Source organism: Roseovarius ramblicola (genome assembly GCF_042430665.1).
Lineage (GTDB): Bacteria > Pseudomonadota > Alphaproteobacteria > Rhodobacterales > Rhodobacteraceae > Roseovarius > Roseovarius ramblicola.
This window is the reverse complement of record NZ_JBHMEC010000009.1, coordinates 37,917-64,495: the sequence shown is the minus strand read 5'-3', so window position 1 is coordinate 64,495 and position 26,579 is coordinate 37,917. Positions and strand designations below refer to the sequence as shown.

21 protein-coding genes and 1 riboswitch are annotated in these 26,579 nt (G+C 68.5%); of the genes, 6 read left to right on the top strand and 15 right to left on the bottom strand.

The features are described 5' to 3' along the window. The first annotated feature begins 43 nt into the window (after positions 1-43). Positions 44-1,606 carry a trimethylamine methyltransferase family protein gene (locus ACFFU4_RS05680; protein WP_377067953.1) on the top strand — a complete coding sequence of 521 codons (1,563 nt, stop codon included), beginning with the start codon at positions 44-46 and terminating at the stop codon, positions 1,604-1,606. Between the two features lie 261 nt (positions 1,607-1,867). On the opposite strand, the gene ACFFU4_RS05675 is transcribed toward ACFFU4_RS05680, so the two are convergent. The 3 genes from ACFFU4_RS05675 to ACFFU4_RS05665 all read right to left on the bottom strand — a co-directional run bounded on the left by ACFFU4_RS05675 (position 1,868) and on the right by ACFFU4_RS05665 (position 4,664). Further along, the gene (locus tag ACFFU4_RS05675; RefSeq protein WP_377067951.1) at positions 1,868-3,013 is read right to left on the bottom strand and encodes a Shedu immune nuclease family protein; all 1,146 of its coding nucleotides are present in this window, start codon (positions 3,011-3,013) and stop codon (positions 1,868-1,870) included. 170 nt (positions 3,014-3,183) lie between these two features. Further along, entirely contained in the window at positions 3,184-3,927 is a 744-nt protein-coding gene (locus ACFFU4_RS05670; RefSeq protein WP_377067949.1) for an ABC transporter permease, read from the bottom strand. Then, on the bottom strand, positions 3,924-4,664 hold the full coding sequence (locus ACFFU4_RS05665; protein WP_377067947.1) for an ABC transporter ATP-binding protein: 741 nt from the start codon (positions 4,662-4,664) through the stop codon (positions 3,924-3,926). Before ACFFU4_RS05665 ends, ACFFU4_RS05670 begins: the two co-directional genes overlap by 4 nt. Before the next feature lie 38 nt (positions 4,665-4,702). Beyond that, positions 4,703-4,802, bottom strand: a riboswitch (TPP riboswitch). A 98-nt stretch (positions 4,803-4,900) separates the two neighbouring features. Between ACFFU4_RS05665 and ACFFU4_RS05660 the strand changes: the two genes are divergently transcribed. Continuing rightward, positions 4,901-5,503: a heme NO-binding domain-containing protein gene (locus tag ACFFU4_RS05660; protein WP_377067945.1), complete on the top strand. Its 603-nt coding sequence runs from the start codon at positions 4,901-4,903 to the stop codon at positions 5,501-5,503. Further along, entirely contained in the window at positions 5,500-6,705 is a 1,206-nt protein-coding gene (locus ACFFU4_RS05655; protein ID WP_377067943.1) for a diguanylate cyclase domain-containing protein, read from the top strand. The genes ACFFU4_RS05660 and ACFFU4_RS05655 overlap by 4 nt, the downstream gene beginning before the upstream one ends. On the opposite strand, the gene ACFFU4_RS05650 is transcribed toward ACFFU4_RS05655, so the two are convergent. The 3 genes from ACFFU4_RS05650 to pepN form a co-directional block, all read right to left on the bottom strand. After that, positions 6,678-7,100: a c-type cytochrome gene (locus tag ACFFU4_RS05650; protein ID WP_377067941.1), complete on the bottom strand. Its 423-nt coding sequence runs from the start codon at positions 7,098-7,100 to the stop codon at positions 6,678-6,680. The two genes, ACFFU4_RS05655 and ACFFU4_RS05650, sit on opposite strands and share 28 nt — an antisense overlap. A 176-nt stretch (positions 7,101-7,276) precedes the next feature. Further along, on the bottom strand, positions 7,277-8,566 hold the full coding sequence (locus tag ACFFU4_RS05645) for a hypothetical protein (protein WP_377067939.1): 1,290 nt from the start codon (positions 8,564-8,566) through the stop codon (positions 7,277-7,279). 106 nt (positions 8,567-8,672) lie between these two features. After that, positions 8,673-11,225 carry an aminopeptidase N gene (gene pepN, locus ACFFU4_RS05640; protein WP_377067937.1) on the bottom strand — a complete coding sequence of 851 codons (2,553 nt, stop codon included), beginning with the start codon at positions 11,223-11,225 and terminating at the stop codon, positions 8,673-8,675. Positions 11,226-11,529: 304 nt separating this feature from the next. Between pepN and ACFFU4_RS05635 the strand changes: the two genes are divergently transcribed. Then, the gene (locus tag ACFFU4_RS05635; RefSeq protein ID WP_377067935.1) at positions 11,530-12,306 is read left to right on the top strand and encodes a gamma-glutamyl-gamma-aminobutyrate hydrolase family protein; all 777 of its coding nucleotides are present in this window, start codon (positions 11,530-11,532) and stop codon (positions 12,304-12,306) included. Between the two features lie 3 nt (positions 12,307-12,309). Here ACFFU4_RS05635 and ACFFU4_RS05630 read toward each other — a convergent pair whose 3' ends face one another. From ACFFU4_RS05630 to ribB, 7 genes are all read right to left on the bottom strand, one after another. Then, the gene (locus ACFFU4_RS05630) at positions 12,310-14,493 is read right to left on the bottom strand and encodes a Hint domain-containing protein (RefSeq protein WP_377067933.1); all 2,184 of its coding nucleotides are present in this window, start codon (positions 14,491-14,493) and stop codon (positions 12,310-12,312) included. A 180-nt stretch (positions 14,494-14,673) separates the two neighbouring features. Then, on the bottom strand, positions 14,674-17,319 hold the full coding sequence (locus ACFFU4_RS05625) for a Hint domain-containing protein (protein WP_377067931.1): 2,646 nt from the start codon (positions 17,317-17,319) through the stop codon (positions 14,674-14,676). A gap of 174 nt (positions 17,320-17,493) precedes the next feature. Then, positions 17,494-18,687 (bottom strand): kynureninase, encoded by a 1,194-nt coding sequence (gene kynU, locus ACFFU4_RS05620; RefSeq protein WP_377067929.1) that lies wholly within the window; start codon positions 18,685-18,687, stop codon positions 17,494-17,496. Between the two features lie 10 nt (positions 18,688-18,697). Continuing rightward, a complete protein-coding gene (locus tag ACFFU4_RS05615) occupies positions 18,698-19,450 on the bottom strand; it encodes an SDR family NAD(P)-dependent oxidoreductase (RefSeq protein WP_377067927.1) in 753 nt (250 codons plus the stop codon). A 361-nt stretch (positions 19,451-19,811) separates the two neighbouring features. Continuing rightward, positions 19,812-20,294 carry a transcription antitermination factor NusB gene (gene nusB / locus ACFFU4_RS05610; RefSeq protein ID WP_377067925.1) on the bottom strand — a complete coding sequence of 161 codons (483 nt, stop codon included), beginning with the start codon at positions 20,292-20,294 and terminating at the stop codon, positions 19,812-19,814. Next, positions 20,291-20,836 (bottom strand): 6,7-dimethyl-8-ribityllumazine synthase, encoded by a 546-nt coding sequence (locus ACFFU4_RS05605; RefSeq protein WP_377067923.1) that lies wholly within the window; start codon positions 20,834-20,836, stop codon positions 20,291-20,293. The genes nusB and ACFFU4_RS05605 overlap by 4 nt, the downstream gene beginning before the upstream one ends. Positions 20,837-20,840: 4 nt before the next feature. Further along, positions 20,841-21,989 carry a 3,4-dihydroxy-2-butanone-4-phosphate synthase gene (gene ribB / locus ACFFU4_RS05600; protein WP_377067921.1) on the bottom strand — a complete coding sequence of 383 codons (1,149 nt, stop codon included), beginning with the start codon at positions 21,987-21,989 and terminating at the stop codon, positions 20,841-20,843. 368 nt (positions 21,990-22,357) lie between these two features. Here ribB and glyA point away from each other — a divergent pair, with 368 nt between their 5' ends. Next, positions 22,358-23,674 (top strand): serine hydroxymethyltransferase, encoded by a 1,317-nt coding sequence (glyA, locus tag ACFFU4_RS05595; RefSeq protein ID WP_377067919.1) that lies wholly within the window; start codon positions 22,358-22,360, stop codon positions 23,672-23,674. Here glyA and ACFFU4_RS05590 read toward each other — a convergent pair. Both ACFFU4_RS05590 and ACFFU4_RS05585 read right to left on the bottom strand, forming a co-directional pair. Further along, positions 23,667-23,999, bottom strand: a complete 333-nt coding sequence (locus ACFFU4_RS05590; RefSeq protein ID WP_377067917.1) for a cupin domain-containing protein — start codon at positions 23,997-23,999, stop codon at positions 23,667-23,669. The genes glyA and ACFFU4_RS05590 overlap by 8 nt on opposite strands. A gap of 61 nt (positions 24,000-24,060) precedes the next feature. Next, positions 24,061-25,341 carry a DUF3422 family protein gene (locus tag ACFFU4_RS05585; RefSeq protein ID WP_377067915.1) on the bottom strand — a complete coding sequence of 427 codons (1,281 nt, stop codon included), beginning with the start codon at positions 25,339-25,341 and terminating at the stop codon, positions 24,061-24,063. A gap of 243 nt (positions 25,342-25,584) precedes the next feature. Between ACFFU4_RS05585 and ACFFU4_RS05580 the strand changes: the two genes are divergently transcribed. Beyond that, positions 25,585-26,541, top strand: a complete 957-nt coding sequence (locus ACFFU4_RS05580) for a DMT family transporter (protein ID WP_377067913.1) — start codon at positions 25,585-25,587, stop codon at positions 26,539-26,541. The last annotated feature ends 38 nt before the right edge of the window (positions 26,542-26,579 follow it).

Sequence of the window (26,579 nt, the reverse complement as noted above, 5' to 3'; positions counted from 1 at the left end):
GCGGTGTTTCGTTATAGAAGACGAGCACCGGGAGGGCGCGAAGATGGCCGAGGATCTCAAACGCAGGAAGCGCGGCGGCGGCCGCGCGGGCAACGCCGCGCGGCGCGGTGGCGCGGTGATCGAGCAGATGCCGTGGAACCCGCCGGTGAACATCGACCGGCCCACCGAGCCGCTTGGCCCCGAGGGCGTGCAGGCCATCCACGACGGCGCGATGCGCATTCTCGAAGAGATCGGCATCGCGTTCCTCAACCCCGAAGCGGTGGAAATCCTGCGCGCCTCGGGCGGTTGCGAGATCGACGGCGAGAACGTGCGCATGGGCCGCGATTTCGTCATGGAGATGATCGCCAAGGCCCCCGAAAGCTGGACCATCACGCCGCGCAACCCGGACCGCCGGCTGACCATCGGCGCGGGTCACCTCAATTTCGGCAACGTCTCCTCGCCGCCGAGTTACTGGGACATGAAGATCGGGCGCAAGGTGACGGGCACCCGCGAGATGTGCCAGAACCTCTTGAAACTGAGCCAGTATTTCAACTGCATCCATTTCGTCGGCGGCTATCCGGTGGAGCCGCAGGACATTCATGCGAGCGTGCGGCATCTCGACGTGCTCTATGACAAGCTGACGCTGACCGACAAGGTGGCGCATGCCTATTGCCTCGGGAAAGAGCGGGTCGAGGACGTGATGGAGATGGTGCGCATCGCGGGTGGCCTCAGCCACGAGGCGTTCGAGGCCACGCCGCATATGTATACCAACATCAATTCCACCTCGCCCCTGAAGCACGATTACCCGATGCTCGACGGCTGGATGCGGCTGGCGCGGCGGGGGCAGGGGCTGGTGGTGACGCCCTTCACGCTGGCCGGGGCGATGGCGCCGGTGACGATGGCGGGGGCGGTGGCGCAGTCGCTGGCCGAGGCGCTTTGTGCGGTGGTGCTCGCGCAGGTGATCCGGCCCGGTGCGCCCTGTGCGATTGGCACGTTTACCTCGAATGTGGACATGAAATCGGGTGCGCCCGCGTTTGGCACGCCCGAATACATGCGCGCCACGCAGATGACCGGACAACTGGCGCGGTTCTACCGCCTGCCGATGCGGGCAAGCGGGGTCTGCGCCGCGAATGTGCCCGACGGGCAGGCGATGTGGGAGACCTCCAACAGCCTGTGGTCGGCGGTGCAGGCGGGGGCCAACATGGTCTATCACGCCGCCGGATGGCTGGAGGGCGGGCTGATCGCGTCGCCTGAGAAATTCGTCATGGATTGCGAGATTTTGCAGCATATTCAGCGGTATATGGACCCGATGCTGACAGCCACGGGGCCCGACGAGATCGCCGTCGATGCGATCCGCGAGGTCGGCGGGCAGGGGCATTTCTTCGGCATCCAGCACACCCAGGACCGCTATACCACGGCGTTCTACGCGCCGTTCCTGAGCGACTGGCGCAACTACGAGGCGTGGGAGGCGGCGGGGGGCGTGTGGACACCCGCGCGCGCGCATCAGGTGTTCCAGGACATCATCGCGGGATTCGAGGCGCCGCCGATGGACGAGAGCATCCGCGAGGAACTGGCGGGTTTCGTGGAGCGCCGCAAGGCCGAGGGCGGGGCACCGACGGATTTCTGAGATGGGGGTTGAACGCGGGGACTGTACCCGCGTCGGTATTCTGTCGGTATTCCGGCGGTGCGTGGGGGCCGGCCAGGGGAATGAGTATTTTTGGAAAGATGAAGGGGGCTTGGGCGTCCTGCAAGTGAATTTGTGAGCAAACGCTGTGCGAGACGGAGTGGTCGTTCAATCCATTCGCAAGGTTGTTATTTTCAAGCGCAGAGATTCTGAAGGTCGGAGGGGAAATCGAGTTCGAAATGTCATCTTATTCCGATTAAATCACTAGCTACGTGTAATGAATTTAGCTCGCTCGAAAAGTTCATCGAATGTCAGAATGTCGATAGTGCGCGTTTCTTGCCTGAACAGTTCGAAGGTATCGCGCATAATCTGGGCGTCCAATCCATCATTACCAAATTCCTCATGAGAACCAATTACCAGAACCGACTTTGCGTTTCGCGTTTTAGCTGCAAGTCTGTTACCTTGCTTATTCCAATGGTCTCCGTTCTGAGCAAAAGATAACCACTCCGCTTTCTGTTGAATGATTTGGGATACCGCGCTGGTGAACTCTGCACTGAACTCCCAAGTCCCTGCGCGACCACCCTTGGCCGACTTGAAGATTTTGGTGTCGGGTCGCTTGATTTCAACAAGGACCGTATAGTCGGTGAACGTTCCAAGGAAATCGATAATCGGCTTGTTTCGATTGTCCGTCCCTCCACCGCTTCCAACTACCATCTCGCGCCCGAACTGGCGCATAATTCTGTAATCGAGACCGTATCCAAAGACCCACTGCTCGCGCTCGAAGAAATCCTGCCATTGTCCTTCGGCCCAGTCACCCGTTCGAAGGTGAGCTTCGAAAGCTTCTAAACCCTGCCTGCGACCCAACAGTACATTGATCTCCTCCAGCGTCAGAGTGGAACGCAACCCCTCAAGAAAGGTATCTCGCTGCGCTTCATCCATATGCCGTATGCGCTCGACAATGCCGCGCTCTGAGGCATCTATGATGGTCTTTGGGCCTTCCTGCTTAGAGATGTCCTGTATTTGGAAGTTTTCTTCATTCGATAGGTCCACAAACTCGATCTGACGAAGGAACGCCACAAGTCGCGTAAGCTCGTCGCCACGAAAAGTGAATTCTTCCTTTTCATAACCTTGAATCCAATCGTTCGCCCGAGACTGATAAGTCTGCAATGAAACTCTGCGGATTCGTTTGTCGTCCTGAGTTACAAGTGCCGTTACCTGCGTCTTCCGCTTCTCTCCCGTAAGCCGCAAGCACATCGCCCCCTCAATCTCACCGAAGTGAATACTATCTGATCCCTCAAGAACCATGCGGACATGTCGAACACGCTCTGTGTTCTGCTCATTGAATTTGAAGACCTTAGAAAGGTAGGTCTTACCCGCTTTCCTAAGTTTGAAAAAACGCTCATCATCCATAGTGCAGTAGCTTATGCAAATCTCAAATCGACGCAAGCAGCCAAGATGGCGACGACGTCAAGTTGCATGTGCAGAGCAATCCATCTACCTGCGCCTTGGGCGATTGCAGGCTAAGGGCCCCAAGCCGCCCCCAACCTTACGCCGCCCCACCCCCCCGCGGAGTCTCGCGTTCACCCCGTCGCCGACCCATCCAGCCACCGCCGACACGCCCGGTCCACGCCCATGTGCAGCAGAAGCGTGAACACCGCCAGCACGATGAGGGCGGCGAACATGAGGTCGATCTTGGCGCGGCCGTTGGCGAGCAGCATCAGGTAGCCCAGCCCCTTGGAGGCCCCCACCCATTCGCCGATGATTGCGCCGATGGGGGCGTAGACGGCGGCGAGCCGCAGGCCCGAGGCAAAGCCGGGCAGGGCGGCGGGGACGCGGATATGCCACATCAGGCGCGGGCCGTTGGCGCCCATGATCCGACCCAGATCGAGCCAGTGTTGCGGCGTGCGCATCAGCGCGTCGAAAAACGACGAGGTGACCGGGAAATAGATGATCAGCAGCGCCATGGCGATCTTGGACCAGAGCCCGTAGCCCAGCCAGAGCGTCAGGATCGGCGCGAGGGCAAAGACCGGGATCGCCTGGGAGAACACCATCATCGGGCGGATCAGCCCGCGCGCCAGCGGCGAGGCGGCGAGGCCGATGGCCGAGAGCCCGCCGAGCAGCGCGCCGAGGCCCAGCCCGATCAGCACCTCGGCCACGGTGACGCCCGCGTGCCCGGCGATCAGCGCGCGGTTCAACCACAGCGCCTCGGCCACGCGGCCCGGCCCCGGCAGGATGAAGGGCGGCAGCGCGGCCAGCGTGACAAGCGCCTGCCAGAGCGCGAGCGCCAGCACTGCGGAGGCGGTGATGGCGGCGAGCCGGCTCATGCCGCCGCGCCCTGCTCGCGCAGGCGGGCGAGCAGGCGACCCTGGACTTCGAGCGTCCCGGCATCGTCCACGGGCCGGGGCACGGCGGCGGCGGGGGGCGCGACGGTCTCGATCCCGTCCGCCCCGAGGATGTGGATGGCATGGCCGAGGCGGGCGGCCTCGCCCGGATCGTGGGTGACCAAGAGCACCGTGCGCCCCGAAAGATGCCGTGCGCCCAGCTCCTGCATCTGTGCGCGGGTGCCCGCGTCGAGCGCCGAGAACGGCTCGTCGAGCAGCACGATGGGGCGGTCCTCCATCAGGGTGCGGGCGAGTGCGACGCGCTGCCGCTGGCCGCCGGAAAGGGCGTGGGGCCGTTTGTGCGCGTGCGCCGTGAGGCCGGTGCGCGCGAGGATGTCGCTGGCGCGGGCGGCATCGGGCCGGGTGCCGCGCAACCGCGCGCCGAGGGTGACGTTGGCGGTGACGTCGAGCCACGGCAGCAGGTCGGCCCCCTGCGCCATGAGCGCCACGCGCCCGGGCACCGGCATGTCGTCGGAGGCTTTGATGCTGCCGTCGAAGCGGGTCACCTCGTCGGTGCCCGCCACAAGGCGCAGGAGCGTGGTCTTGCCCACGCCCGAGGGCCCCAGAAGGCAGGTGATCCGCCCCGCCGCCGCCGCGAGCCGCAGCGGCCCGAAGAGCGGCGCGCCGCCGATCGTGGCGGTGCCGTCGATGAGGAGCGCGGGCGGCGTGGCGGCTTGCATGGCCGGTCCTTTGGTTGGGCGGGGGACAGGGCAGGCCGCTTGCGCGCGTCTCCGTTCCCTCCGCCGGTGCGAGCCGGGTCAGGTTCGATGGGTTGGCGCGGCCTCTCAGCCCCGTTCAGGGCACCCCAACGGATGGCGGCGGTGGTAGCAGGCCGCCGGTGCGCTGACAAGCGGCGCGCGTTCAGGGAATGTTAAGCTCTGGTTGCCAGACTGCGCGCACCGGCAAGGAGAGGGCCATGAACGGGCTGATCAACCGCGCGATCGCGTGCTTCGTCAGGGACAGCTACGGCGAGCCCCTGTGGCAGGAGGTGATGGCCGGCCTCGACATCGGCGAGGCCGCCTTCGAGCCGTTGATGCCCTGCGCGCCGGAGGTGACGGCGCGGCTGATCGCGGCGCTGGCGGCGCGGCTGTCGCGGGCCCCGGCGGACTTGCTGGAGGATCTGGGCACCTATCTCGTGGCGCAGCCCCGGTCCGAGGCGGTCCGGCGGCTGTTGCGCTTCGGCGGGGTCGACTTCGCCGAGTTCCTCGAATCGCTCGAGGATCTGCCCGACCGGGCGCGGCTCGCCATGTCGGATCTCGACCTGCCCGCCATCAGCCTGCACATGCAGGGTGCGGGGGTCTTTCGCGTGGAGGTGGCGCGCGTGGACGGCGCGGGGCTGCGATTCGGGCCGGTGCTGCTGGGCATGCTGCGCGCGATGGCCGACGATTACGGCGCGCTGGTGCTGCTCTATTACCGCGACGGCGATGCCACGCGCGAGATCATCGAGGTGCACCTGCTCGACCCGGCCTTTGCCGACGGGCGGGAGTTCGACCTCGCGCGCGGGCGGACCGCGCCATGAGCGGGGCGGACGCGATGATGCGCGCGCAGGCGGCGATGCTCGACCGGTTCTGTCCGATGCATGTGGTGATCGGCCCGACCGGGCGTGTCACCGGCGGTGGGCCGACGCTGGCAAGGATCGTGGCGCCCGGGGCGATGATCGGCGCGCGGTTTCTCGACCTGTTCGAGCTGACCCGGCCGCGGGCGGTGCAGGACGCGGCGGCGCTGCGCGCGCTCGACGGGGCGCGGCTGCGGCTGCGGCTGCGCGCGCACCCGCGCTATGCGCTCAAGGGGCAGATCTGCGTGCTGCCGCCCGGGGACGGCGGCGATGGCGCGGGCACGATGGTGGTCAACCTCGCCTTCGGTATCCCGGTGGTCGACGCGGTGCGCGAATTCGGCCTCAGCGGCGCGGATTTCGCGGTGACGGATCTCGCCACCGAAATGCTCTACCTGCTCGAGGCCAAGACCATGGCGATGGAAGAATCGCGCAGGCTCACCCGGCGGCTGGAGGACGCGCGGCGGGCGGCGCAGGAACAGGCGCTGACCGACACGCTCACCGGGCTGCGCAACCGGCGCGCCTTCGACGCGTTGCTGGCGCGCGCGGTAGAGGAGCGCGGGGCCTTTGCGCTACTGCATCTCGACCTCGATTTCTTCAAGCAGGTCAACGACGCCCACGGCCATGCGGCGGGCGATCTGGTGCTGCGCGTGGCGGCGCGGCGGATGCTGTCGGTGGTGCGCGGCCATGACGTGGTCGCGCGGGTCGGCGGCGACGAGTTCGCGGTCCTGCTGCCCGGGGTGGACAGCACCGGCGCGGTCGATACCGTCGCCGGGCGGCTGGTCGCGGCGCTGGAACAGCCGGTGAGCGGCGGCGCGCAGAGCTTTCGGATTTCGGCCAGCGTCGGCGCGACGCTCAGCCGCGACCACCCGGGGCGCACGGCCGACGAGGTCATGGACGCCGCCGACCGGGCGCTTTACGCCGCCAAGGCCGCCGGGCGCGGCTGTCACAGGCGCCACGGGGCGCAGGAGGCGGACCCGGCCATGCCGGCCGGGACCGGTGCGGACGGGGGCGGCACGGCAACGGCGGGCCCGGCGGTGCGCGACCCCGAGACGGCGAGGGACGGGGGCGGCGCGGCAATGGCGGGCGCGGAGGTGCGCGACCCGCCGGACGCGGGCAGCGCGCGGCAGGCCGCGGGCGTTCAGGGCGTGGCGATGCGCTCGAGATAGGTCCAGACATCGCGTGCCTTGTCGGCGTCGCGCAGCTTGTAGGCCATCTTGCCACGGGCCTCCGGGTCGTCGAGATAATTGCGCAGGAAGGCGGTGGCGCCGCGCACATAGACCACGAAATCCGCCTCGTTCCAGCGCAGGCCCCGCTGCCCGGCCTCGGACATCGAGGGCGAGTAGTGAAAGCCCGGCACGCTGCCCGCGTGACGCCCGATCACGCCGTAGAGATTGGGGCCGGTGCGCCCGCCTCGCACGATCGCCGCGCCGGTCTCGTCCACCACCGAGTGGCAGGCCATGCAATCGCGGAACAGCCGCTTGCCGCGATCGGGATCACCGGCGTGGGCGGGCAGCGCCAGGCCGAGGGCGGCAATCAGGATGATCTCTCTCAGGTTGTGCATGGTTCGATGTCTCCACTCGGGTACGATCGCTTTGCCATCCCAAGGTGGCACAACGAACACAGCATACAATGCATGACGCCCGCGCCTCACGCGGTTGTCACCATGCGTCATCGAGATGTGCGTGCCCGCGCGGCCCCGGGGCGGCAGCGATCAACCAAAGCGTGTGATCCGGCCGGTCAGAGCCCGGGAAGCCGGTACATCCCGGCGCTGGAGAACCCCAGCGCGCCGCCATCGGCCAGCGTGTCGGAAAACCGCGCGGCGATCACCCGCAGCGCCGCCTGCCGCCCCCGCGCGATCAGCGTGCGGCGCGGCGGCAGGGCCGGTGCGGGGCCGGGCCCGGTCGTCGCCTGCGCCCAGATCAGCGGGTGCAGTTCGTGCAGGTGCCGCGCCACCAGCCAGTCGAGGCAGGCATGGATCGCGGCGCGCGCCCGCTCCGGCGCGGCGGGTAGGCGCGCCGGCCCGCAGCGCGGGGCCATGGTGAGGCCGCAGAAGGCGGCGATCTCGTTGATGACGTGCTGGTCGGGGCGCTGCGCGGCGATGGCGCGCAGCCCGTCGGTGAAGGCACCCGGATCGACGGTGCCGAGCCCGGCAGGATCGAGTGCGAGCGCGTCGAACCAGACCCAGGCATAGGCCGCGGTGCCGTGCTGCGCGGCCATCCGCCGGGCCGCGAGGCCGATCTCCTCGTGGCTGCCGAACCGCGCGGGCAGCAGCGCCGCGCCGAGCGCGCGCAGGTGCTGCGCACAGCCCGGATCGAGCGCGATGAGCCGGGCGTAGTCATCGGCCACGCGCCGCCGCGGCGCGGGCCGCGCGGCGAGCAGCGCGCAGTGCGCGGCGGCCAGCGAGGGGGCGTCCCGCGTGCCGGGATCGAACGGGGCGAGCAGATCCCCGGCGCGGCGGAAATGGTCGAGGAACCGCGCCTCGCGGTCGTGCGCGGCGGTGCCCGTCACGGTGCCCGTCGCGCCGCCCGTCGCGCCGCCCGTCCGCCACGCTCGACCGATATCCATGTGCGTGTGCGCGACCACGAGCGCGATGGCATAGCTGTCCGCGTGCTCTGCGCGGACCCGCTCGAGCGCGTCGAGCCCGGCGGGATCGGGTGCGCGCCCGTCCGCGACCGCGTCGGTGGCGGCGGCCACCGCGTCGGCGCGCGCGCCCTCGGCGAGCAGGTCGGCGGCTGGCGCGCCGCCCGGCGTGTGGCGGCGCGCCGCATCCGCCTGTGCGATTCGCGCGGCCAGCCGCGGCCAGTCCTCCTGCCGGGCGAGGCGCTGGCCCGCGTCGTGGAGCCGCGTGCGGGCGTGTTCCTCGTCGCTGATCGGCAGCGAGGGCAGCAGGATGCGCCGTGCGAGGCTGTCGGGATCGGTGCGCGACCGGGCCACCCCGAGCCGCCGAAGCAGCCGCACCAGCGCGGGCGCGCGCGTCGGGGCGGCCTGTCGGGGTGTCTCGGACGGGGCGATCGGGTCGAATGTCATGGCGTCTCCGGCAGGCTGGCTCGCTGACAGCCTGCCGCGCCATTTCGGCCAAATCTGGGCACGCCCCGGGTGACGGCGTGAAATTGCCGATGCGGCGGCCCGCGCGTCAGCCGTCGCGGATGCGGCCCAGCATCTCGATGGTGTCGCGGCTGGCACCCGGCGCGGCGAGAATGCGGTCGATCTGTGTGCGGATCATCTCCTGCCGCGCGGGGTCGTAGCGCCGCCACGTCTCGAACGCCGCGCACATGCGCGCCGCGGTCTGCGGGTTGAGCGGGTCGAGCGCGATGAGCATGTCCGCCATCAGCCGGTAGCCGCGCCCCGAGGCGTGGTGGAACCCGGCGGGGACCGCCGCGAGCGCGCCGAGGACCGCGCGAAAGCGGTTGGGGTTGCGGAGGGTGAAATCGGGGTGTTCGGTGAGGCGCGCGGCGGTCTCGGCGGCCTCGGCGGGGTCGGCGCTGAGGATTTGCAGGCCGAACCATTTGTCGAGGACCAGCCGGTCGTGCCGCCATTGCCGGTAGAAGGCGTCCGACACGTCCGCGCCCTTGCCCGCGCGCAGCAGGCAGCCGAGCGCCGCGAGTTGCAGGGTCATGTTGTCGGCGGCGTCGTATTGCGCCAGCGCCCGCGCGCCGCCATCGCGCCGGGTGATGAGGCCGAGCACCGCATTGGCCAGCGCCCGCGCCCCGGCCTGATCCGGGTCGGGGCGGTAGGGGGCGGTGACCTGATGCGCCGCGTAGAGCGCGTCGAGCGTGCCCTGCATGGCGTCGGCGCGGGTGATGTCGAGCGCCTCGCGCGCCTCCCATATGGCCTGCGGGTCGGGCGTCTCGCCCAGCCCGAAGAGCGTCTGCGCCAGTTCGTCCTCGCCCGGCAGGCCGAGCGCGAGGGCGCGGAACGCCGGGTCGAGCGTGTCGTCGCGCAGCATGGTGTGCACCGCGTCAAGATAGGCGGGGTCCGGCGCGGCACCGTCGCGGATCATCGCCAGCAGCGTCTCGCGCGCCAGCGCGCGCCCGGCCTCCCACTTGTTGAACGGGTCGGTGTCGTGGGCCAGAAGGAAGGCGCGCTCGGCGTTGGTGGTCTCGCGTTCGACGATCACGGGGGCCGAGAAATCGCGCAGGATCGAGGGCACGGGGCGGGCCGCGAGCCCGTCGAAGCTGAAACTCTGCCGCGTCCCGGTCATCTCGAGGACGCGGGTGGGGACCACCTCGTCGCCATTGGGGCCAAGCAGGCCGACGGCGATGGGGATGACGCGGGGATGCTTTTCCGGCTGGCCCGGTGTGGGCGGCGTTTCCTGTTCGAAATGAAGGGTATAGGTGCTGTTGTTGAAGCTTTCGGTGACGCGCAGGCGCGGCGTGCCCGCCTCTGAATACCAGCGCTTGAACTGCGCGAGGTCGCGACCGGTGGCGTCCTCGAACGCCGCAAGCCAGTCCTCGATGGTGCACGCCTGCCCGTCATGGCGGGTGAAGTAGAGATCGACCGCGCGCGCATAGCCCTCGTCGCCCACCAGCCGCTTGAGCATGCCGATGAGCTCGGCGCCCTTCTCATAGACGGTTGCGGTGTAGAAGTTGTTGATTTCGATGAAGCTTTCGGGTCGGACGGGGTGCGCGAGCGGGCCTGCATCCTCGCGGAACTGCCGGGCGCGCAGGGCGATCACGTCGGAGATGCGCTTGACCGGCGCGGAGCGCATGTCGGCGGTGAATTCGGCATCGCGAAACACCGTCAGCCCCTCCTTGAGGCAGAGCTGAAACCAGTCCCGGCAGGTGATCCGGTTGCCGGTCCAGTTGTGGAAATACTCATGCGCGATGATGGCCTCGATACGTTCGAAATTGTCATCCGTTGCCGTCTCTGATGTGGACAAAACGCAACTGGAGTTGAAAATATTCAATCCCTTGTTCTCCATCGCGCCCATGTTGAAATCGTCCACGGCGACGATGTTGAAGATGTCGAGATCGTATTCGCGGCCATACACCTCCTCGTCCCATGTCATCGACTTCCTGAGCGCCGCCATGCCGAAGGCGCATTTGTCCTCGTCGCCGGGGCGCACCCAGATGTTGAGATCGACCTCTCGGCCAGAGCGGGTGGTGAAGCGATCGGACTGCGCCACCAGATCGCCCGCCACCAGCGCAAAGAGATAGGCGGGCTTGGGCCACGGATCGTGCCATTCGGCCCAGCCGTCGCCGCGTGCCACCGGGTTGCCGTTGGACAGCATCACCGGCTGATCACCCTCGATGCGCACGGTAAAGACGCCCATCACGTCGGGGCGGTCGGGGTAGTAGGTGATCTTGCGAAATCCCTCGGCCTCGCATTGCGTGCAGAACATCCCGTTCGAAAGATACAGCCCCTCAAGCGCGGTATTGGCCGCGGGGTCGATCTCGACCTCGGCCTCGAAGGTGAAAGGGGCGTCGGGCGCATCGGTGGTGAGGCCCTCGTCGGTGATCTCGGGCGTGATGGCCGTGCCGTCGATCTTCGCGTCGATGAGATGCAGGTTCTCGCCATGGAGAAACAACCTGCTCGCGGGGACGCCGGGGGTGGGACGAAACTCTATCCTGCTGAGAACGCGGGTTTTTTCCGGGTGAAGACGAAAGGTCAGGTGAACCGCGTCCACGAGAAAGGGAGGCGGGGTATAGTCAGCCAGGTAAACCGGCTGGGGGCTTGCGTCCTTCATCTGGTCGTCTCCTGCCATGGGTCGGCGCGAGCCTAGGCGCATCGGCAGGGGCCTGCAACGGGGCTTTCCGGCGGCATGGGCCGAGCTGTCTTGCCGGCCATGGCGAGGTCGGTCATCTGTCGGTTCCCGCGCGCCTGCGGCGGCGCATGTGTCGCGGCGTCAGGGATTGAGCACACGGTGACCCGGACTGCGCAAATCCGCGCCATCGCGCGCCCCTCCTGTGCGCAGAGTGATGTTTCGTTATCCCGTTTCACGCTATATCTATGGACCACAGGCGAAGTTCAGCGATCGAGAAGGACCCCCCATGGCCCGCCCCGTCGTCGGCATCATCGGCAACAGCTACACGATCAACGACCGCTACCCGGCCCATGCGGGCGGCACGATCAACTCCGCCGCCGTGGCCGAGGTGGCCGATTGCGTGCCGCTGATCATCCCGAGCGATCCGCGCTATGTCTCGGTGGCCGAGTTGATGGAGGTGTGCGACGGGTTCGTGCTGACCGGCGGGCGTCCCAATGTCCACCCCGAGGAATATGGCGAGACACCGACCGAGGCGCATGGCGCGTTCGACCGCGCGCGCGACGCGATCAGCCTGCCGCTGGTGCGCGCCTGCGTGGCGCGCGGCCAGCCGTTCCTGGGGATCTGCCGCGGGTTTCAGGAGGTCAACGTGGCGCTGGGCGGCACGCTGCACCCCGAGATCCGCGATCTGCCGGGGCGCGTCAATCACCGGATGCCGCCCGACGGCACGGTGGAAGAGCAGTTCGCCCTGCGCCACAAGGTGCGGTTTCAGCCCGGCGGCGTGTTTCACCGGCTGATGGGCGCCGTGGAGGTGATGACCAACACGCTGCACGGGCAGGGCGTGATCGCCGCCGGGCGCGATATCGTGATCGACGGCTGGGCGCATGACGGCACGCCCGAGGCGCTCTATGTGCGCGGCGCGCCGGGATTCACGCTGTCGGTGCAGTGGCATCCCGAATGGAATGCCGCCGCTGACCCAGTGAGCCGCCCGCTGTTCACCGCCTTCGGCGACGCGGTGCGGGACTGGGCCAGGACGGGGCGCGCGCCGCTGCGGCAGATGGCCTGAGCGTCAGGCAGCGAGACGCTCGCGCAGCAGGCTTGCCTCGCGGGCGCGCAGGCAGCGGCGCGCCGTCTCGCGGTGCTGCGACGCGCTGCTGCGCAGTTCCGGGAAGATCGCGAACAGCTCCTCGCGCGCGGGTGCGTCCACCGCCGAGAGCGCGGCGTCGCCGGCAAAGAAGCTCTCGGTGGCCAGCCCCTCGGCATAGATCACCTCGTGGCGGTCGAACATCAGGTGGATATAGGTGACCGCCGCGCAGGGCGCGACGAACGCATCGGTGCCGCCGACGAAATGCTTGGCGGCGACCAGCACCTCGTCGCTGCCGAACAGCAATTGGGCATGGTAGCCGGTGACGAGCAGCCGGTGCTGCGGCGACACGAGCAGCCCGCCGGTGCCGCTGCCGAAGATCGCGGGGCCCACCCGCACCGGCGCGAATTGCCCCCCGCCCGGCACCGTGCGCCGCCCGGTCCAGCGCACGGGACGGGGCCCGTGATCGCGGGTGATGACCATATCGCCCTCGCGCAGCGTCTCGACCGGGCGCTCGCCGCGGGGGGTGAGGATGCGCGTGCCGGGGGTGAAGCAGATGATGTTCTCGATCTCGGAGAAGGTGACGAACGTGCCGTCGGGCATCGTGAAGCTGCCCGAGAGCCCGCCGCTTTCATCGTCGGTGTTGGTGAACCCGATGTCGTCCTTGCCCACATCCGGCGTGAGCACGAGCGTGTCGCCGCCGGTTTCGTCACCCTCGCCGCCGGTGATGCTGACCGGCCCGCTCTCGCCCGCGATCGCGGACAGGGTAAAGGTATCGTCGCCGTCGCCGCCCTCGGCGCTGTCGCCCTGCGCGACGGCGATGGTATCGTCGCCCGCGCCGCCGATCAGCGAGTCGGCCCCGGTGCCGCCGTCGATCACGTCATCGCCCGCGCCGCCGTCCACGGTATCGTCGCCGGTGCCCGACAGGATGGTGTCATCGCCGCCGCCCGCCTGAACGAAATCGGCATCGGAGGCGTCGGAATGGTCGGTGGCGTCGATCCGGTCGCCCTCGGGGTCGCCGGTATAGGCGGCGTCGATCACCTCGCCCGCGGCGCTGCCCTCGACGATGAAATCGGGGGGTGTTTCGGTGGTCTCGATGCTGACGAAGCCGGTGGCCGGGGTGCCGGTCCCGTCCACCGTCGAATAGCTGAAGCTGTTGGTTCCGATGTCGCCATCGGTGGCGATGGAGACGGTGCCGTCGGCGTTGAGCGTGACCTGCTCGCCGGTGGGCAGGGAGACGGTATCGCCGGGACTGACGGCGGTGTTGTTGATATGGGTGATGCTGTGCCCCTCGCCCTGATCGTTGGCGAGGATGTTGTGGACCTGCGTCGTGTCCGGGCCCTGCGCCAGCGTGTCAAGCTCGGCGATGTTCATGGTCTGGACCGAATCGGCCATGATCAGCAGGTTGGAATCGTACACCCCGTCGCCGCCGTCGCCGATGGCGATGCGGATATCGTTTTGCTCGCCCGCATTGACCGGGGCGGTCAGCGACAGCACCACGGTGGTGCCGTCCATCTCGGTGTTGAACCGGTCGTCCGCATTGTCGAGGTAGAGGTTGGCGTTGGTGTCGTCGTTGATCGTGTCGATGGAGATATCGGTGCTGCCTCCCTGCGAAAGCTCCAGCGGGACGTAGCTGCCGTTGACCCAGACGCCGACGGCGTCGTTGAAGCCCTGATCGACGAATTCGAGATATTCCTCGGAAGAGAACACGAGCTGCATGGTCAGCGTGTCGCCCGCGGGCACGAACACGGCGTCGAGGACGGCGGCATCGAAGATGCTCTGGCCGGAAATCTCTTCGAGCTGGTCGTCGGCCTCGCTGTTGCCGGTGCTGTCCTCGTCGTCGTCGTCGTCCTCGTCCTCGTCGTCGTCGTCGTCCTCGTCCTCTTCGCCGTCCTCGCCCCAGTCGGTCGATGTGTCGGGGTCGGTGTTGGTATTGAAACTGCCGGAATCGTTGGTGAAATCCCGCGCCCGCCCGGTCGAGAGGATGACGCCCTCGTCGCCGGGGCTGATCCCGCCCAGCGTGCCGTTGCCGCCCGAATAGGTGCCCGACGCCCCGCCCGCGCCGCTGTAACTTGCCGATATGACGGTGACGCCGTCGCCGAACATGGTTTCGGCCATCTCCAGCGCGGAGGCAGTGGTATCGACGTTCAGTTCGGTTGCTCTGGGCATGACATACCTGTCCAACGGTCAACGCGGTGCGCCCGGCTGCGGCGCAGTCTGCAACGCCGGACCTCCACATCAGGTTAATGCGGCTGTTTGGCGGCTGTTGGACCGCCGCGGGGCGATATGACGGCGGCGGGCGAGCGGTAATCTGGCGCGATCGTGGCGGGATGTGGGCGGCGCGCGCCGTCAGGCGGCGGGCATCAGCAGCCGCGCCTCGTGGCGGCGCAGGCAGGGGCGCGCGGTGGGCCCGTGACGGTCGGGGTGGCTGCGCAACTCGGGAAAGATCGCGAACAGCTCTTCGCGCGCCGCCCCGTCGATGGCCGCGAGGCCGGCCTCGCCGGCGTGAAAGCTCTCGGTTGCGGCGCCCTCGGCATAGATCACCTCGTGGTGGTCGAACATCAGGTGGATATAGGTGACCGCCGCCTGATCGGTCCGGGTCACCGTCTGCCCGTCCACCAGATGCTTCGCGGCAACCAGCACCTCGTCGCAGCCGAACAGCAGTTCGGCCCGGTAGCCGGTGAACAGCAGCCGGTGCTGCGGCGAGACGGTGAGCGGCGCGCGCGCCCCGTCGAGCACATCCGCCGCCACCCGGACCGGGGCGAAGCGGCCCGTGCCCGCCACGGTGCGCCGCCCCGTCCAGCGGACGGGCTGTGCGCCGTGGTCGCGGGTGATGACCATGTCGCCGGGACGCAGGCTCTCGACCGGGCGCTCGCCCGTCTCGGTGAGGATGCGCGCGCCGGGGGTGAAGCAGATGATGTTCTCGATCTCGGAGAAGGTGACCTGCGTGCCGTTGACCGTGAAGCTGCCCGACAGCCCCCCTGCCGCGTCATCGGTATTGGTGAAGGTGATGTCGTCCTGACCGACATCGGCGGTCAGTTGCAGCGTGTCGCCATTCGTCTCGCCGGTCTCGCCGCCGGTGATGGTGATGGTGCCCGTGCCGGGCCCGGCCAGATCGGTGAGCACGAACAGGTCATCGCCGTCCCCGCCGTCGGCGGTGTCGCCCTCGGACACGAACATGGTGTCGTCGCCCAGCCCGCCAAAGAGCTGGTCCGCGCCGGCGCCGCCGGTCAGCGTGTCGTTGCCCGCCTCGCCGTAAAGCGTGTCGTCGCCCGCGCCGCCGTCGATGCTGTCGGCGTTGGCGGCGGCGTCGGCGGTGATGGTGTCGAAATGCACATCGGTGACCCACAGCGCCTGCCCGCCGGTGTCGCCGTTGTCATAGTCGATCACGACCGAGGCGGCAGGACCCGCGACCTCGACCAGGATCGACCCGGCCGCTTCGTCGGCGCTGTCGCCGCCGCCCCCGGCGGTCACGGTGTTGCCCGAAAGGCTGTCATCGCCGGACACGGTGATCGTCGCGGGAACCGGGTTGCCCGCCGCGTCGAAGGCGGTGATGGTCACGATGTCCTGCCAACTGCCCTGGTCGATATCGTTGACACGGAAGGAGACGTTCGAGACTTCGTCCGCGAGGCCAGACCCGGCCTCGGCGGCAAAGCCCAGCGTGACGGTCACGTTGTCGCCAGCGCCGCTGCCGGAGGTCAGGTAGAGGGCGGAATTGGGATCGAACGGTTCGCCCGCTTCGGTATGCTGGGTGGTGCCGGAGGTCTCGATGACGTCGTTGATCGGCCCCCTGGCAAAGGACGCGGTGACGGTCATGCCGCCGGTGTCCTGGCTGACACCGGACGAGATGTCGGTGCCGCTGGCCCCTTCGGCACCCCAGTTGAGCGATTCGGAGGACGAGGCCGACGGGTCGGAATCGCCCCGGATCACGTCGTCGCCGCTGCCGCCGGAGAGCGTGTCGTCGCCGCTGCCGCCGAACACTTGGTCGCCGCCGCCACCGCCAAGCACGGTGTCGTCGCCCGCCCCGCCGATCAGCGTATCGCCGCCGTCAAGCCCGTCGATGAGGTCGTTCCCCGCGCCGCCGTCGATGTAATTCGTGGTGGTGCCGCCATCGAAAATGCCGTCAAAGCCGGTCAGCGTGTCGTTGAAATCCGATCCGATGATTCCGTCGACTCCAGAGCCGGTATCGCCCGTCGCGTCGCCGCCACCATAGCTGCCGGTGCTGAGATCGACATTCACCGCCGCGTCCGAGGCGGAATAATCGACAATATCGAGCCCGGCACCGCCGCTAAGCGTATCCGCCCCCGCGCCGCCGATCAGCGTGTCATCGCCGTCCCCGCCCGAAAGGCTGTCATCGCCCGCGCCGCCATGGATCGAATCGTTGCCGGTGCCGCCGAACACCGTGTCATCGCCCGCGCCCGCGAACACGGTGTCATTGCCTGCCCCCGCCAGGACGGTGTCGTTGCCCCCGCCGACGGAGTCGCCGTCGGTATCCACATAGCCCGCGTCGATATTGTCATCGCCCGCGGTCCCGTCGACCTCGAAGCCGGCCTCCACATAGTCGTCGATGCTGAACGCCGGATCGCCCGCGGTCACATCGGGATCGGTGTCATGCTCCAGCGTCTCATAGCTTCGCCCGGAGACGAGCGGTGTCTCGGACAGGGTATAATAGCCGGTCGCGCCGCCACTGGTGACGCGAAACGTGATGACGTTGAATGTCTCGCCGGTGACCGTGTCGCGCAGGGTCCAGCTTTCTTCGGCATAGATGCCTGCTCCGGTCGAGGTGCTGCCGCCAACCGTGATGTCGGCGGTGGCACTTTCGCCGCCCGACGCGTTGCTGTCGATTGTCGTGCCCTCGACGCCCGGCTCGTTGTCGGTGATCGTCGCGGTGCCGGACGGCTTGGCCTCTCCGGTCCAGCTTGCGGTGTTGCCGACCGTTCCGGACAGGATGAACAACGGGTCGTTGTTGTAGATATTCACCGTGTATGTCGGCACTGCCCTTGTCCTTCCTCATCGCTGCCGCCGGGTGCCGGCTGACCGGGCCGGGTATGGCATGCGCACCTGTCTGTTTCCAGATCGGATACAGTGCGGGTGCGGCGGCAATGAGTGGACATTTCGGTTAATTCTGGATGGATTGTGACCGAATTCAGACCCGACGCGCGTTGCCGCTCAGGTCACGGCGTGGCGCGCGCGGCAGGCGGGATCGTTCCACAGGCGCTGCTGCATCACCTCCGTCAGGATGCGGATGGCCGCCCGCACGTCCCGTTCGCCGGTATAGAGCGGCGTCAACCCGAAGCGCATGATGTCGGGGGCGCGGAAATCGCCGATCACGCCGCGCGCGATCAGCGCCTGCATCGCGGCGTAGCCCTCTGCGAAGCGGAACGAGACCTGGGAGCCGCGAATTGCGGGGTCGCGCGGGCTGGCGAGGGTCAGCATCGGGCAGGCGGCCTCGACCCCTTCGATGAATATCTCCGACAGCGCGATGGACCGGGCGCGCAAATCCGCCATGTCCACCCCGTCCCAGACATCAAGCGCCGCGTCGAGCGCGGCCATGGCGAGCACCGGCGGCGTGCCCACGCGCATCCGCTCGACGCCCGCGCCGGGGCGGTAGGCAGGCTCGAAGTCAAACGGCGCGTCGTGACCCAGCCAGCCCGAGAGCGCCGGAAAGGCGGCATCCGCATGGCGCGGGGCGACGTGGATGAAGGCGGGCGCGCCGGGGCCGCCGTTGAGATACTTGTAGGTGCAGCCCACCGCGAAATCCGCCCCCGCGCCCGCCACGTCCACCGGCAGCGCGCCCGCGCTGTGCGCCAGATCCCAGATGGTGAGCGCGCCTGCGGCGTGGGCGCGCGCGGTGAGGTCGGCCATGTCGTGCAGGCGTCCGGTGCGGTAATCCACCTCGGTCAGCAGCGTCACCGCGACCTCTTCGGTGATCGCGTCGGCCACCTCTTCGGGGGCGACGACGCGCAGCTCAAGGCCGCGGTCGAGTGCCCGGATCAGCCCCTCGGCCATGTAGAGATCGGAGGGGAAATTGCCGCTGTCGCTGAGGATCACCCGGCGGCCGGGGCGCATGTCCAGCGCGGCGGCGAGCGCCTGATAGACCTTGACCGACAGCGTGTCGCCAAGCACCACGGTGCCGGGCTCCGCCCCGATCAGGCGTCCGATCCGGTCGCCCAGGGCGCGCGGCTGCGCCATCCACCCGGCGCGGTTCCAGCCGGTGATGAGCATCTCGCCCCATTCGTCCTGCATCGTGCGCGCCATCCGCGCGGTCGCCGCGCGGGGCAGGGGGCCCAATGAGTTGCCGTCGAGATAGATCACCCCCTCGGGGAGGTGAAACATGGCGCGCGTCGCCTCGAAATCCGTCATCGTGGCCTCCTCAGACCTGTCCGCCCGCGATCTCGATGCACTGGCCGTTGACGCTCGACGATCCCGGCCCGCAGAGCCACAGCACCGCCTGCGCCACCTCGTCCGGGGCGATCAGCCGGTCGTGGCGGTTGGCGGCGATCATGGTAGCACGGGCGGCGTCCTCGGTCATGCCCGTGCGCTCGGAAATGGCGGCGGCGTTGCGGCTGACGATCCCGGTATCGACGTATCCGGGGCAGACCGCGTTGAAGGTGAGCCCGGTGCCGAGGTAATCCTCGCTCAGCGCGCGGATGAGGCCGATCAGCCCGTGCTTGGACGCGGTATAGGCCGAGGCGCCCTTGAGCCCCCTGAGCCCCGCGATGGAAGAGATCGCGACGACGCGGCCCCATTCGGCGCGGCGCATGTCGTGCAGACATTCGCGCACCGTCCAGAACGCCCCGTCGAGATTGGTGGCCATGATGCGCCGCCAGAATTCGGTGTCGGTCCTGTGCAGCGCGCGGCCCTCGGCGATGCCCGCGTTGGGGATGCAGATCTGCACCGGGCCGCGGGCGGCGATGGCCTGTGCAACGCCCCGGGTCACGCTGGCCTCGTCTGTCACGTCCATCACCTGCGGGTGCAGGCGCGGGCCCGCCGCCGCGTCGAGCACCTCCGCGCGGCGGCCGGTTATGGTGACCTCGGCCCCGGCATCCGCCAGCGCGCGGGCGATGGCAAGGCCGATGCCCGTGCCGCCGCCGGTGACGAGGGCGTGTTTTCCGTCGGGTGTCATCGGGTCTCCGGTCTGCGTGGGCGCAGCGTAGCGGCGATACGGCGCGCGGCAAAGGGGAAGGTGCGTTTATGCATCATTTGGCCTGTACCTGACATTCGCCTCTCTGGTCCCGGCGCGGAATCAAGGCCGAAGGCCACCGCGCCATCGCCAGGCCGCCCCGTCGCACCGGAGGTGCGCCGGTATACGCGGCACGCCTTTGGCGTGACGGACTGGCGATTTGTCCAAGCTCGCGCACCGATTACAGGTTTTGCGGGATAGCAGACATAAAGTGCCCGGAAAAACCGTTACATCGCCACCCCGCGGCCTGTCGATGGCGCGGCTTACCCTAACGACCGCTCCAGGCCAGACCCGCGCGCGCCCCTCAGAACGCCTCGGGCCGCGCCTCGCGCGCCATGTGGTCGAGCACGGCGTTGACGAATTTCGGCTCGCGCCCATCGGGATAGAACGCCTTGGCCACCTCGACATATTCCATGATCACGACCTTGGGCGGCGTGCCCTTCTGGCCCAACTCGGCCCCGGCGGCGCGGAACAGCGCCCGCAGCACCGGGTCGATCCGGGCGATCGGCCATTTCGCCACCAGCGCGCGGTCGGTCATCTGGTCGATCTTGCCCTGCCAGTTCACCGCCTCGTCGAGGATGAGGCCAAAGAGGTCGGCGTCGCCCTCGGCCATCTCAACCCCGTCGTCGATCTCGGCCCCGAAGCGATGGTCGAGAAACTCGCGCCGCACCGCGTCGCTGCCCTGCCCGGATTGCTCCATCTGGTAGAGCGCCTGCACGGCATAGAGCCGGGCCGCCGATTTCATGCTGTGTCTGCCCGGGCGTGCCGGGGCGGGATGGTCGCTCATGCCTTGGGGTCGTCCTTCGTCTGGCCCGCGATGCGGTACTCGCCCGAGGCGGGCTGGAATCCCACCCCCTTGCGCGGGCCGCCCCATTTACGGGCCAGCGCCACCAGATGCAAGGCCGCCGCAGCCGCCCCCGCGCCCTTGTTCATCCGCGCAGGATCGGCGCGCACCTCCGCCTGCGCGCGGGTCTCGACCGTCAGGATGCCGTTGCCGATGCACAGCCCCTGCAACCCCAGCAGCATGAGCCCCCGCGAGCTGTCGTTGCACACCGTCTCGTAATGCGTGGTCTCGCCCCGGATGACGCAGCCCAGCGCCACGTAGCCGTCGAAATTCGACATCCGTTCGGCAATCCCGATGGCCGTCGGCAGCTCCAGCGCGCCGGGCACCTCGGCGATCTCGTGGCTCGCGCCCGTGGCCTCGATCTCGGCCACCGCGCCCGCGATCAGGTTGTCGGCGATGTCGCGATAGAACGGAGCCACCACGATGAGCAGCTTCACCGGGCTGTCGAATTCGGCGCGCGGCAGGGTGTATTCGTGCTCGGCCATGTCCTCACTCCTCGCTCAGCGGGTGGGTGCCCTTGATGGTGATGCCATAGGCATCGAGGCCCAGGTAGCGCGTATCGGGGCTGTCGGTCAGCAGCACCAGCCGGTGTATTCCCAGCACCGCCATGATCTGCGCGCCAAGCCCGGTGTGCTTGATCGTGCGCGGCCCGTCCTCGTCGGCCATCTCGCCCGCCAGTTCCGGGCGCGGCTGGCGGAACAGGAACACCGCGCCGCGCCCCTCGCGGGCGATGATCTCCATCGCGCGCGGCAGCTTGCCCGCCGGGCCGTGGCCCGCCTGCGCGCCGATGCCCAGCACGTCCTCCAGCGCGTTGAGCGCATGCGCCCGCGTCAGCACCGGTTCGCCGTCGGTCACGTTGCCCTTGGTCAGCACGACATGTTCGGTGCCGGTGATCTGGTCGGCGAATATGCGCATGTCCCACGCGCCGCCGTGGCACGAGGTGACGCGCTCGCGCCCGGTCTCGATCACCAGGTTGTCGTGGCGGTGGCGATAGGCGATCAGGTCCGAGATGGTGCCGATTTTGAGGCCGTGCGCGTCGGCGAACTCGATCAGGTCGGGCAGCCGCGCCATGCTGCCATCCTCCTTCATGATCTCGCAGATCACGCCCGCCGGGTTGAGCGCGGCCAGCCGCGCGATATCCACCGCTGCCTCGGTGTGGCCCGCGCGCACCAGCACGCCGCCGCGCCGCGCGCGCAGCGGAAAGACATGCCCCGGCGTGGCGATATCGGCCATCGTGTTCTGTTCGTTGATCGCGGTGGCGACGGTCAGCGCCCGGTCATGGGCGGAAATCCCCGTCGTGACCCCCTCGCGCGCCTCGATCGAGACGGTGAACGCGGTCTCGTGGCGCGACGAGTTGTTGACCGCCATCATCGGAAGGCCCAGCCGGTCGATCCGCTCGGCGGTCATCGGCAGGCAGATCAGGCCGCGCCCGTGCATGGCCATGAAGTTGATCGCCTCCGGCGTGGCGAATTCGGCGGCGATCACCAGGTCGCCCTCGTTCTCGCGGTCCTCGTGATCGACGAGGATCACCATCCGCCCCGCCGCGATCTCGGCGATGATTTCCTCGGTCGGAGAGATCGCGTGGCCCAGATCGGATTCCACCGGCCCCGGCGTCTCGAATGCGGCTTTCTCAGACATCGCGCGCCCCCTTGTCTCGACCCGTGCCAGATAGCGCAGCGGCAAGGGAATGGCCAGTGTGGTTTGGCGGCTCCCCGGCACGAAACGCGCGGAGGTCGGGACGGGGGGTGCGCCTGCCTCCGCTGCCCCCTGATCGCCGGATCAGGGTCTGGGAACAGGTCCGCGGGACGAAGCCGCCTGTGGCCGAACACGCCGTGAAGGTTGCGATTGGCCTGGAGCGGACGTTCGGGAATTTGATCCCGGCGCGGCTCTCCCTAACGGCAGCTTAAGGCCAGAACCGGCACCCATGTCCATCCCCGCGCATTTCCGGTTTGCGCCCGCCGCGCATCGCGCGCAGAGTACCGCCCGACCACCAATGGAGACACCCCATGCCCCTTGCCCGCCGCGACTGGGTGCCCGGCCCTTGCGAAGACCTCGTCCAGACCATCGCCACTCGCACCGCCGCCGAGGTGCCCAACACCATCGCCGCCCGCATCGATGCGCTGGCGCAGGAAAACAGCCGCATCCACGACGCCGAGTGTTTCAACCTCAACCCCGCCACCAACGTGATGAACCCCCGCGCCGAGGCGCTCCTTGCCTCGGGGCTCGGCTCGCGCCCCTCGCTCGGCTATCCCGGCGACAAGTACGAGACAGGGCTGGAGGCGATCGAGGAGATCGAGGTGATCGCGGCCACCCTCGCGGCGCAGGTCTTCGGCGCGCGCTACGCCGAGATCCGCACCCCCTCCGGCGCCATCGCCAACCTCATGGGGTTCATGGCCACCTGCCAGCCCGGCGACACGATCATCGCGCCGCCCGCCGCCATCGGCGGGCACGTCACCCATCACGCGGACGGCTGCGCCGGGCTCTACGGGCTGCGCATCGTCGAGGCCCCGGTGGCGGCGGACGGCTATACCGTGGATGTGGACGCCCTGCGCGCCCTCGCGCACGACACCCGCCCCCGCCTCATCACGCTGGGTGCCTCACTCAACCTCTCCGAGCACCCGGTGGCCGAGACCCGCGCCATCGCCGACGAGGTGGGCGCGTACCTCCTCTTCGACGCCGCCCATCAATGCGGCATCATCGCCGGCGGCGCGTGGCGCAACCCGCTCGCCGAGGGTGCGCACCTGATGACGATGAGCACCTACAAGAGCCTCGGCGGCCCGGCGGGCGGCCTCATCGTCACCAACGACGCCGAGATCGCGCAGCGCCTCGACGCCATCGCCTTTCCCGGCCTCACCGCCAATTTCGACGCCGCCAAATCCGCCGCCCTCGCCATCACGCTGTGCGACTGGCAGGAGCATGGCCGCGCCTATGCCGCGCAGATGATCGCCACCGCGCAGGCGCTGGCCGAGGCGCTCGAGGCCGAGGGGCTGCCGGTGTTCAAGACCGGGGGCGTGGCCACCCGCTCGCACCAGTTCGCGCTCGAGGCCGCCGCGTTCGGCGGCGGGCAGGCGGCGGCACGACATCTCCGGCAGGCAGGCTTTCTCGCCTGCGGCATCGGCTTGCCCGCGGCGCCGGTCGCGGGGGACATGAACGGGCTGCGCATCGGCACGCCCGAGATCGTCCGCCGCGGCGTGACGCCCGATCATGCCACGGTCATGGCGCGGTTGATCGCCCGCGCGCTCAACAGCCCCGAACCTGCAGGTTTGCGCCCTGAAACGACAGGTTGGCGGCAGCAGTTCGACGGGCTGCACTACGTCACCTGAGCGGGTAGCGGTCCGGCTCGGAGAACACGTCGATCACCCGCGTGCCCGCCCTGATGCGCGCCCCGTGCTCGACGCCCGCGCCGATGTCATAGCTGTCGCCGGGGCCATAGCGCCGCGTCTCGCCGCCTATGGTAAACGCGATCTCACCCTCCACCACCGTGCCCCATTGCGGCCCGTGGCTGTGCGGCGGCAGGTCCATGTCCTGCAGAAAGGTGAAGAAAACGCACAATCCCTGCTCCGACCGGATCGCGCGGCTTTGCACCACATCATCAGGGGAGGGTAGGTCAAGCGCCTGAAAATTCATGATGAAATCGGCAAATGGCATCGGCATCTCCTGACCGTTTGATCGCCCGATCATGCGCCCGCCGCCCCGGCATGGCAACGCCTCAGTGCAGCTTCCTGCGGATGCGCTGCACCAGCCACCACACCAGCGCGACCACCGGCAGGGTCACCGTGGCGGTCACCATTCCCTTGGAAACGCTCAACAAATCCACAAGCGGATAGAGCAGATAGCCCGCCAGCGACACCGCGTAGTAGCTGATCGCCACCACCGACAGCCCCTCGACGGTGCGTTGCAGGCGCAATTGCAGATCGGCGCGGTGGTTCATGCTTTCCAGAAGTGCCTGATTTTGCGCGCTTCTTTCCACGTCCACCCCGGTTCGCAGCAGATCGCCCGCGCGCATCGCCCGGTCCGACATCGCCGTCAGCCGGTCCTTGGTGGCCTGCACCGTGCGCATCGCCGGATCGTAGCGCCGCATCATGAACTCCTTGAATGTCTGCCGCCCCTCGAACCGCGTCTCGCGCAGCGCGCCGATCCGCTGGTGCACGATCTGCTCGTAGGCCGCCGTCGCCCCGAACCGGAAAGATGATTGCGCAACAAGCGCTTCCAGCTCCGCCGACACCTCCAGCAGCCCGTCGAGCGTGTCCTCGGCGGGCTGGCTGCCGCCGGTCATGTCGCCCACCAGCCGGCTCAGGCGGCTGTCGGTCTCGCCCATCTGGCGGCTCATCTCGCGCACCCGGGCAAAGCCCAGCATCGACATGGTCTTGTAGGTTTCGATCTCGCACAGCCGCTGCACGATCCGCCCGATCCGCCGCTGCCCGGTGCCCGGCGCGACGTGCAGCGAGAACCGCAGGTGCCCGGCCGGGTCGATCCGGAAATCCCCGGCGACCACCCCGGCATCTTCGAGCACCCGCGCCATCGCCACGCTCTCGGGCACGAACCAGCGGTCGATATCGCCACGGGTGGCTTCGCGGCTCTCCCACGGCACCACGCGGATCATCGCCGAGGTCATCCGCTGCCCCGGTGCCTTTTCCAGCCAATCGGCTGGAAACACGTCGAAATCCGCCGGATCGAAGGGCCGCGTGCTGACCCCGTCGCTGAACACCGTGTAGGTCACCATTTCGGTATGGCTCTCCCACTTGAGCCGGTGCCGTCCGATTTCGCCGAAGTAATGCGTCGCCCCGGGCTGCGGATGCTTGGCACCGTAGCGGTCCAGCAGCGACGTCAGATGCGCCAGATCGGCGGCGCGGTCGCGCTTGGCGGCGTCCTGCTCGCGCTTGACGGCGAGATAGATCGCCGTGCAGGGCGCGGCCAGCGTCGGAAAGGGCCGCGCGTGCAACTCGTTGGTCAACTCGTAGCGCAGCGGATGGTCGGCGATGGGGGGCATGGGCCGGTCTCCTGATCCTGTGCCGCTCCTTAGCGCGCCACGTCCCCGCGCAAAAGAGTTTTTCCCTGAAAACCCAATGATTTAGCGGAACACAAAGGTATACCGCACAACGCGTGATCTTCTTCCTGGTCAAAATACTCCAAATCCCGCCGGGTGCCAAAGGCGAATGCGCACGCGATGCGCGCGCCCAATCCGCAAGAAACGGGTCGTCAACCCCGCCCCGTTCCGGGCACATCTGACACCATGAGCACGACAGACGCATCAATACCGGCCGAACCACGGGCACAGCGCCCGATGACCGCGCGCGAATGGGGCATGCTGCTGGCGCTTGCCACAGTCTGGGGCGGCTCCTTCTTCTTCAACGAGGTGGCGGTGCGCGACCTGCCGGTATTCACCGTGGTCGTGGGCCGCGTGGCGCTCGCCGCGGTCCTCCTCTTGGCGGTGTTGCGCCTGCGCGGAGAGCGCCTGCCCCGCGGCGGCCGCATCTGGGCCGCCTTCGCCTGCATGGGGCTGATGAACAACGCCCTGCCGTTTTCGCTGATCGTCTGGGGCCAGCAGCATATCGCCTCGGGCGTGGCGTCGATCCTGAACGCCGCGACACCGCTCTTTACCGTCCTGCTGGCCCACCTTCTGACTCGTGACGAACGCATGACCGGGGGCAGGATCGCCGGCGTGCTGGCCGGTTTCGCCGGGGTCGCGGTGATGATCGGCGCGGGCGCGCTGCGTGATCTCGGGGTCCATGTCGCGGCCCAGGTCATGTGCCTCGGGGGCGCGATGTCATATGCCCTGGCCGGGATATACGGGCGACGCTTTCGCGCCATGGGGGTCAGCCCCATGGGCACGGCCACCGGGCAGGTCATCTCGTCCAGCCTGATCCTAATTCCCCTCGTGCTGATCATCGACCGGCCATGGACCCTTCCGCCCCCCGGTCCCGCGGCCATCGGCGCTCTGGTCGGGGTGGCCACGCTGTCGACCGCACTGGCCTACACGCTCTATTTCCGCATCCTCGCGACGGCGGGCGCGACCAACCTGCTGCTGGTGACATTCCTGGTCCCGGCCAGTGCCATCCTGCTGGGCACGCTCATCCTGGGTGAGGTGCTGCTGTTGCGGCACATGATCGGAATGGCACTCATCGGCGCGGGACTGGCCGCGATCGACGGGCGGCCCTGGCGCAGGCTCACGCGGGCCATGCGCCGATAGCTCGCCCGCGCCCGCCAACAAACAGGGGCGCGACCCGC

What these genes read in the sequence shown, in the direction of transcription:
- ACFFU4_RS05680 (WP_377067953.1), top strand. Translation starts at nt 44, where the DNA reads ATGGCCGAGGATCTCAAACGCAGGAAGCGCGGCGGCGGCCGCGCGGGC.
- ACFFU4_RS05675 (WP_377067951.1), bottom strand. Translation starts at nt 3,013, where the DNA reads ATGGATGATGAGCGTTTTTTCAAACTTAGGAAAGCGGGTAAGACCTAC.
- ACFFU4_RS05670 (WP_377067949.1), bottom strand. Translation starts at nt 3,927, where the DNA reads ATGAGCCGGCTCGCCGCCATCACCGCCTCCGCAGTGCTGGCGCTCGCG.
- ACFFU4_RS05665 (WP_377067947.1), bottom strand. Translation starts at nt 4,664, where the DNA reads ATGCAAGCCGCCACGCCGCCCGCGCTCCTCATCGACGGCACCGCCACG.
- ACFFU4_RS05660 (WP_377067945.1), top strand. Translation starts at nt 4,901, where the DNA reads ATGAACGGGCTGATCAACCGCGCGATCGCGTGCTTCGTCAGGGACAGC.
- ACFFU4_RS05655 (WP_377067943.1), top strand. Translation starts at nt 5,500, where the DNA reads ATGAGCGGGGCGGACGCGATGATGCGCGCGCAGGCGGCGATGCTCGAC.
- ACFFU4_RS05650 (WP_377067941.1), bottom strand. Translation starts at nt 7,100, where the DNA reads ATGCACAACCTGAGAGAGATCATCCTGATTGCCGCCCTCGGCCTGGCG.
- ACFFU4_RS05645 (WP_377067939.1), bottom strand. Translation starts at nt 8,566, where the DNA reads ATGACATTCGACCCGATCGCCCCGTCCGAGACACCCCGACAGGCCGCC.
- pepN (WP_377067937.1), bottom strand. Translation starts at nt 11,225, where the DNA reads ATGAAGGACGCAAGCCCCCAGCCGGTTTACCTGGCTGACTATACCCCG.
- ACFFU4_RS05635 (WP_377067935.1), top strand. Translation starts at nt 11,530, where the DNA reads ATGGCCCGCCCCGTCGTCGGCATCATCGGCAACAGCTACACGATCAAC.
- ACFFU4_RS05630 (WP_377067933.1), bottom strand. Translation starts at nt 14,493, where the DNA reads ATGCCCAGAGCAACCGAACTGAACGTCGATACCACTGCCTCCGCGCTG.
- kynU (WP_377067929.1), bottom strand. Translation starts at nt 18,687, where the DNA reads ATGACGGATTTCGAGGCGACGCGCGCCATGTTTCACCTCCCCGAGGGG.
- ACFFU4_RS05615 (WP_377067927.1), bottom strand. Translation starts at nt 19,450, where the DNA reads ATGACACCCGACGGAAAACACGCCCTCGTCACCGGCGGCGGCACGGGC.
- nusB (WP_377067925.1), bottom strand. Translation starts at nt 20,294, where the DNA reads ATGAGCGACCATCCCGCCCCGGCACGCCCGGGCAGACACAGCATGAAA.
- ACFFU4_RS05605 (WP_377067923.1), bottom strand. Translation starts at nt 20,836, where the DNA reads ATGGCCGAGCACGAATACACCCTGCCGCGCGCCGAATTCGACAGCCCG.
- ribB (WP_377067921.1), bottom strand. Translation starts at nt 21,989, where the DNA reads ATGTCTGAGAAAGCCGCATTCGAGACGCCGGGGCCGGTGGAATCCGAT.
- glyA (WP_377067919.1), top strand. Translation starts at nt 22,358, where the DNA reads ATGCCCCTTGCCCGCCGCGACTGGGTGCCCGGCCCTTGCGAAGACCTC.
- ACFFU4_RS05590 (WP_377067917.1), bottom strand. Translation starts at nt 23,999, where the DNA reads ATGCCATTTGCCGATTTCATCATGAATTTTCAGGCGCTTGACCTACCC.
- ACFFU4_RS05585 (WP_377067915.1), bottom strand. Translation starts at nt 25,341, where the DNA reads ATGCCCCCCATCGCCGACCATCCGCTGCGCTACGAGTTGACCAACGAG.
- ACFFU4_RS05580 (WP_377067913.1), top strand. Translation starts at nt 25,585, where the DNA reads ATGAGCACGACAGACGCATCAATACCGGCCGAACCACGGGCACAGCGC.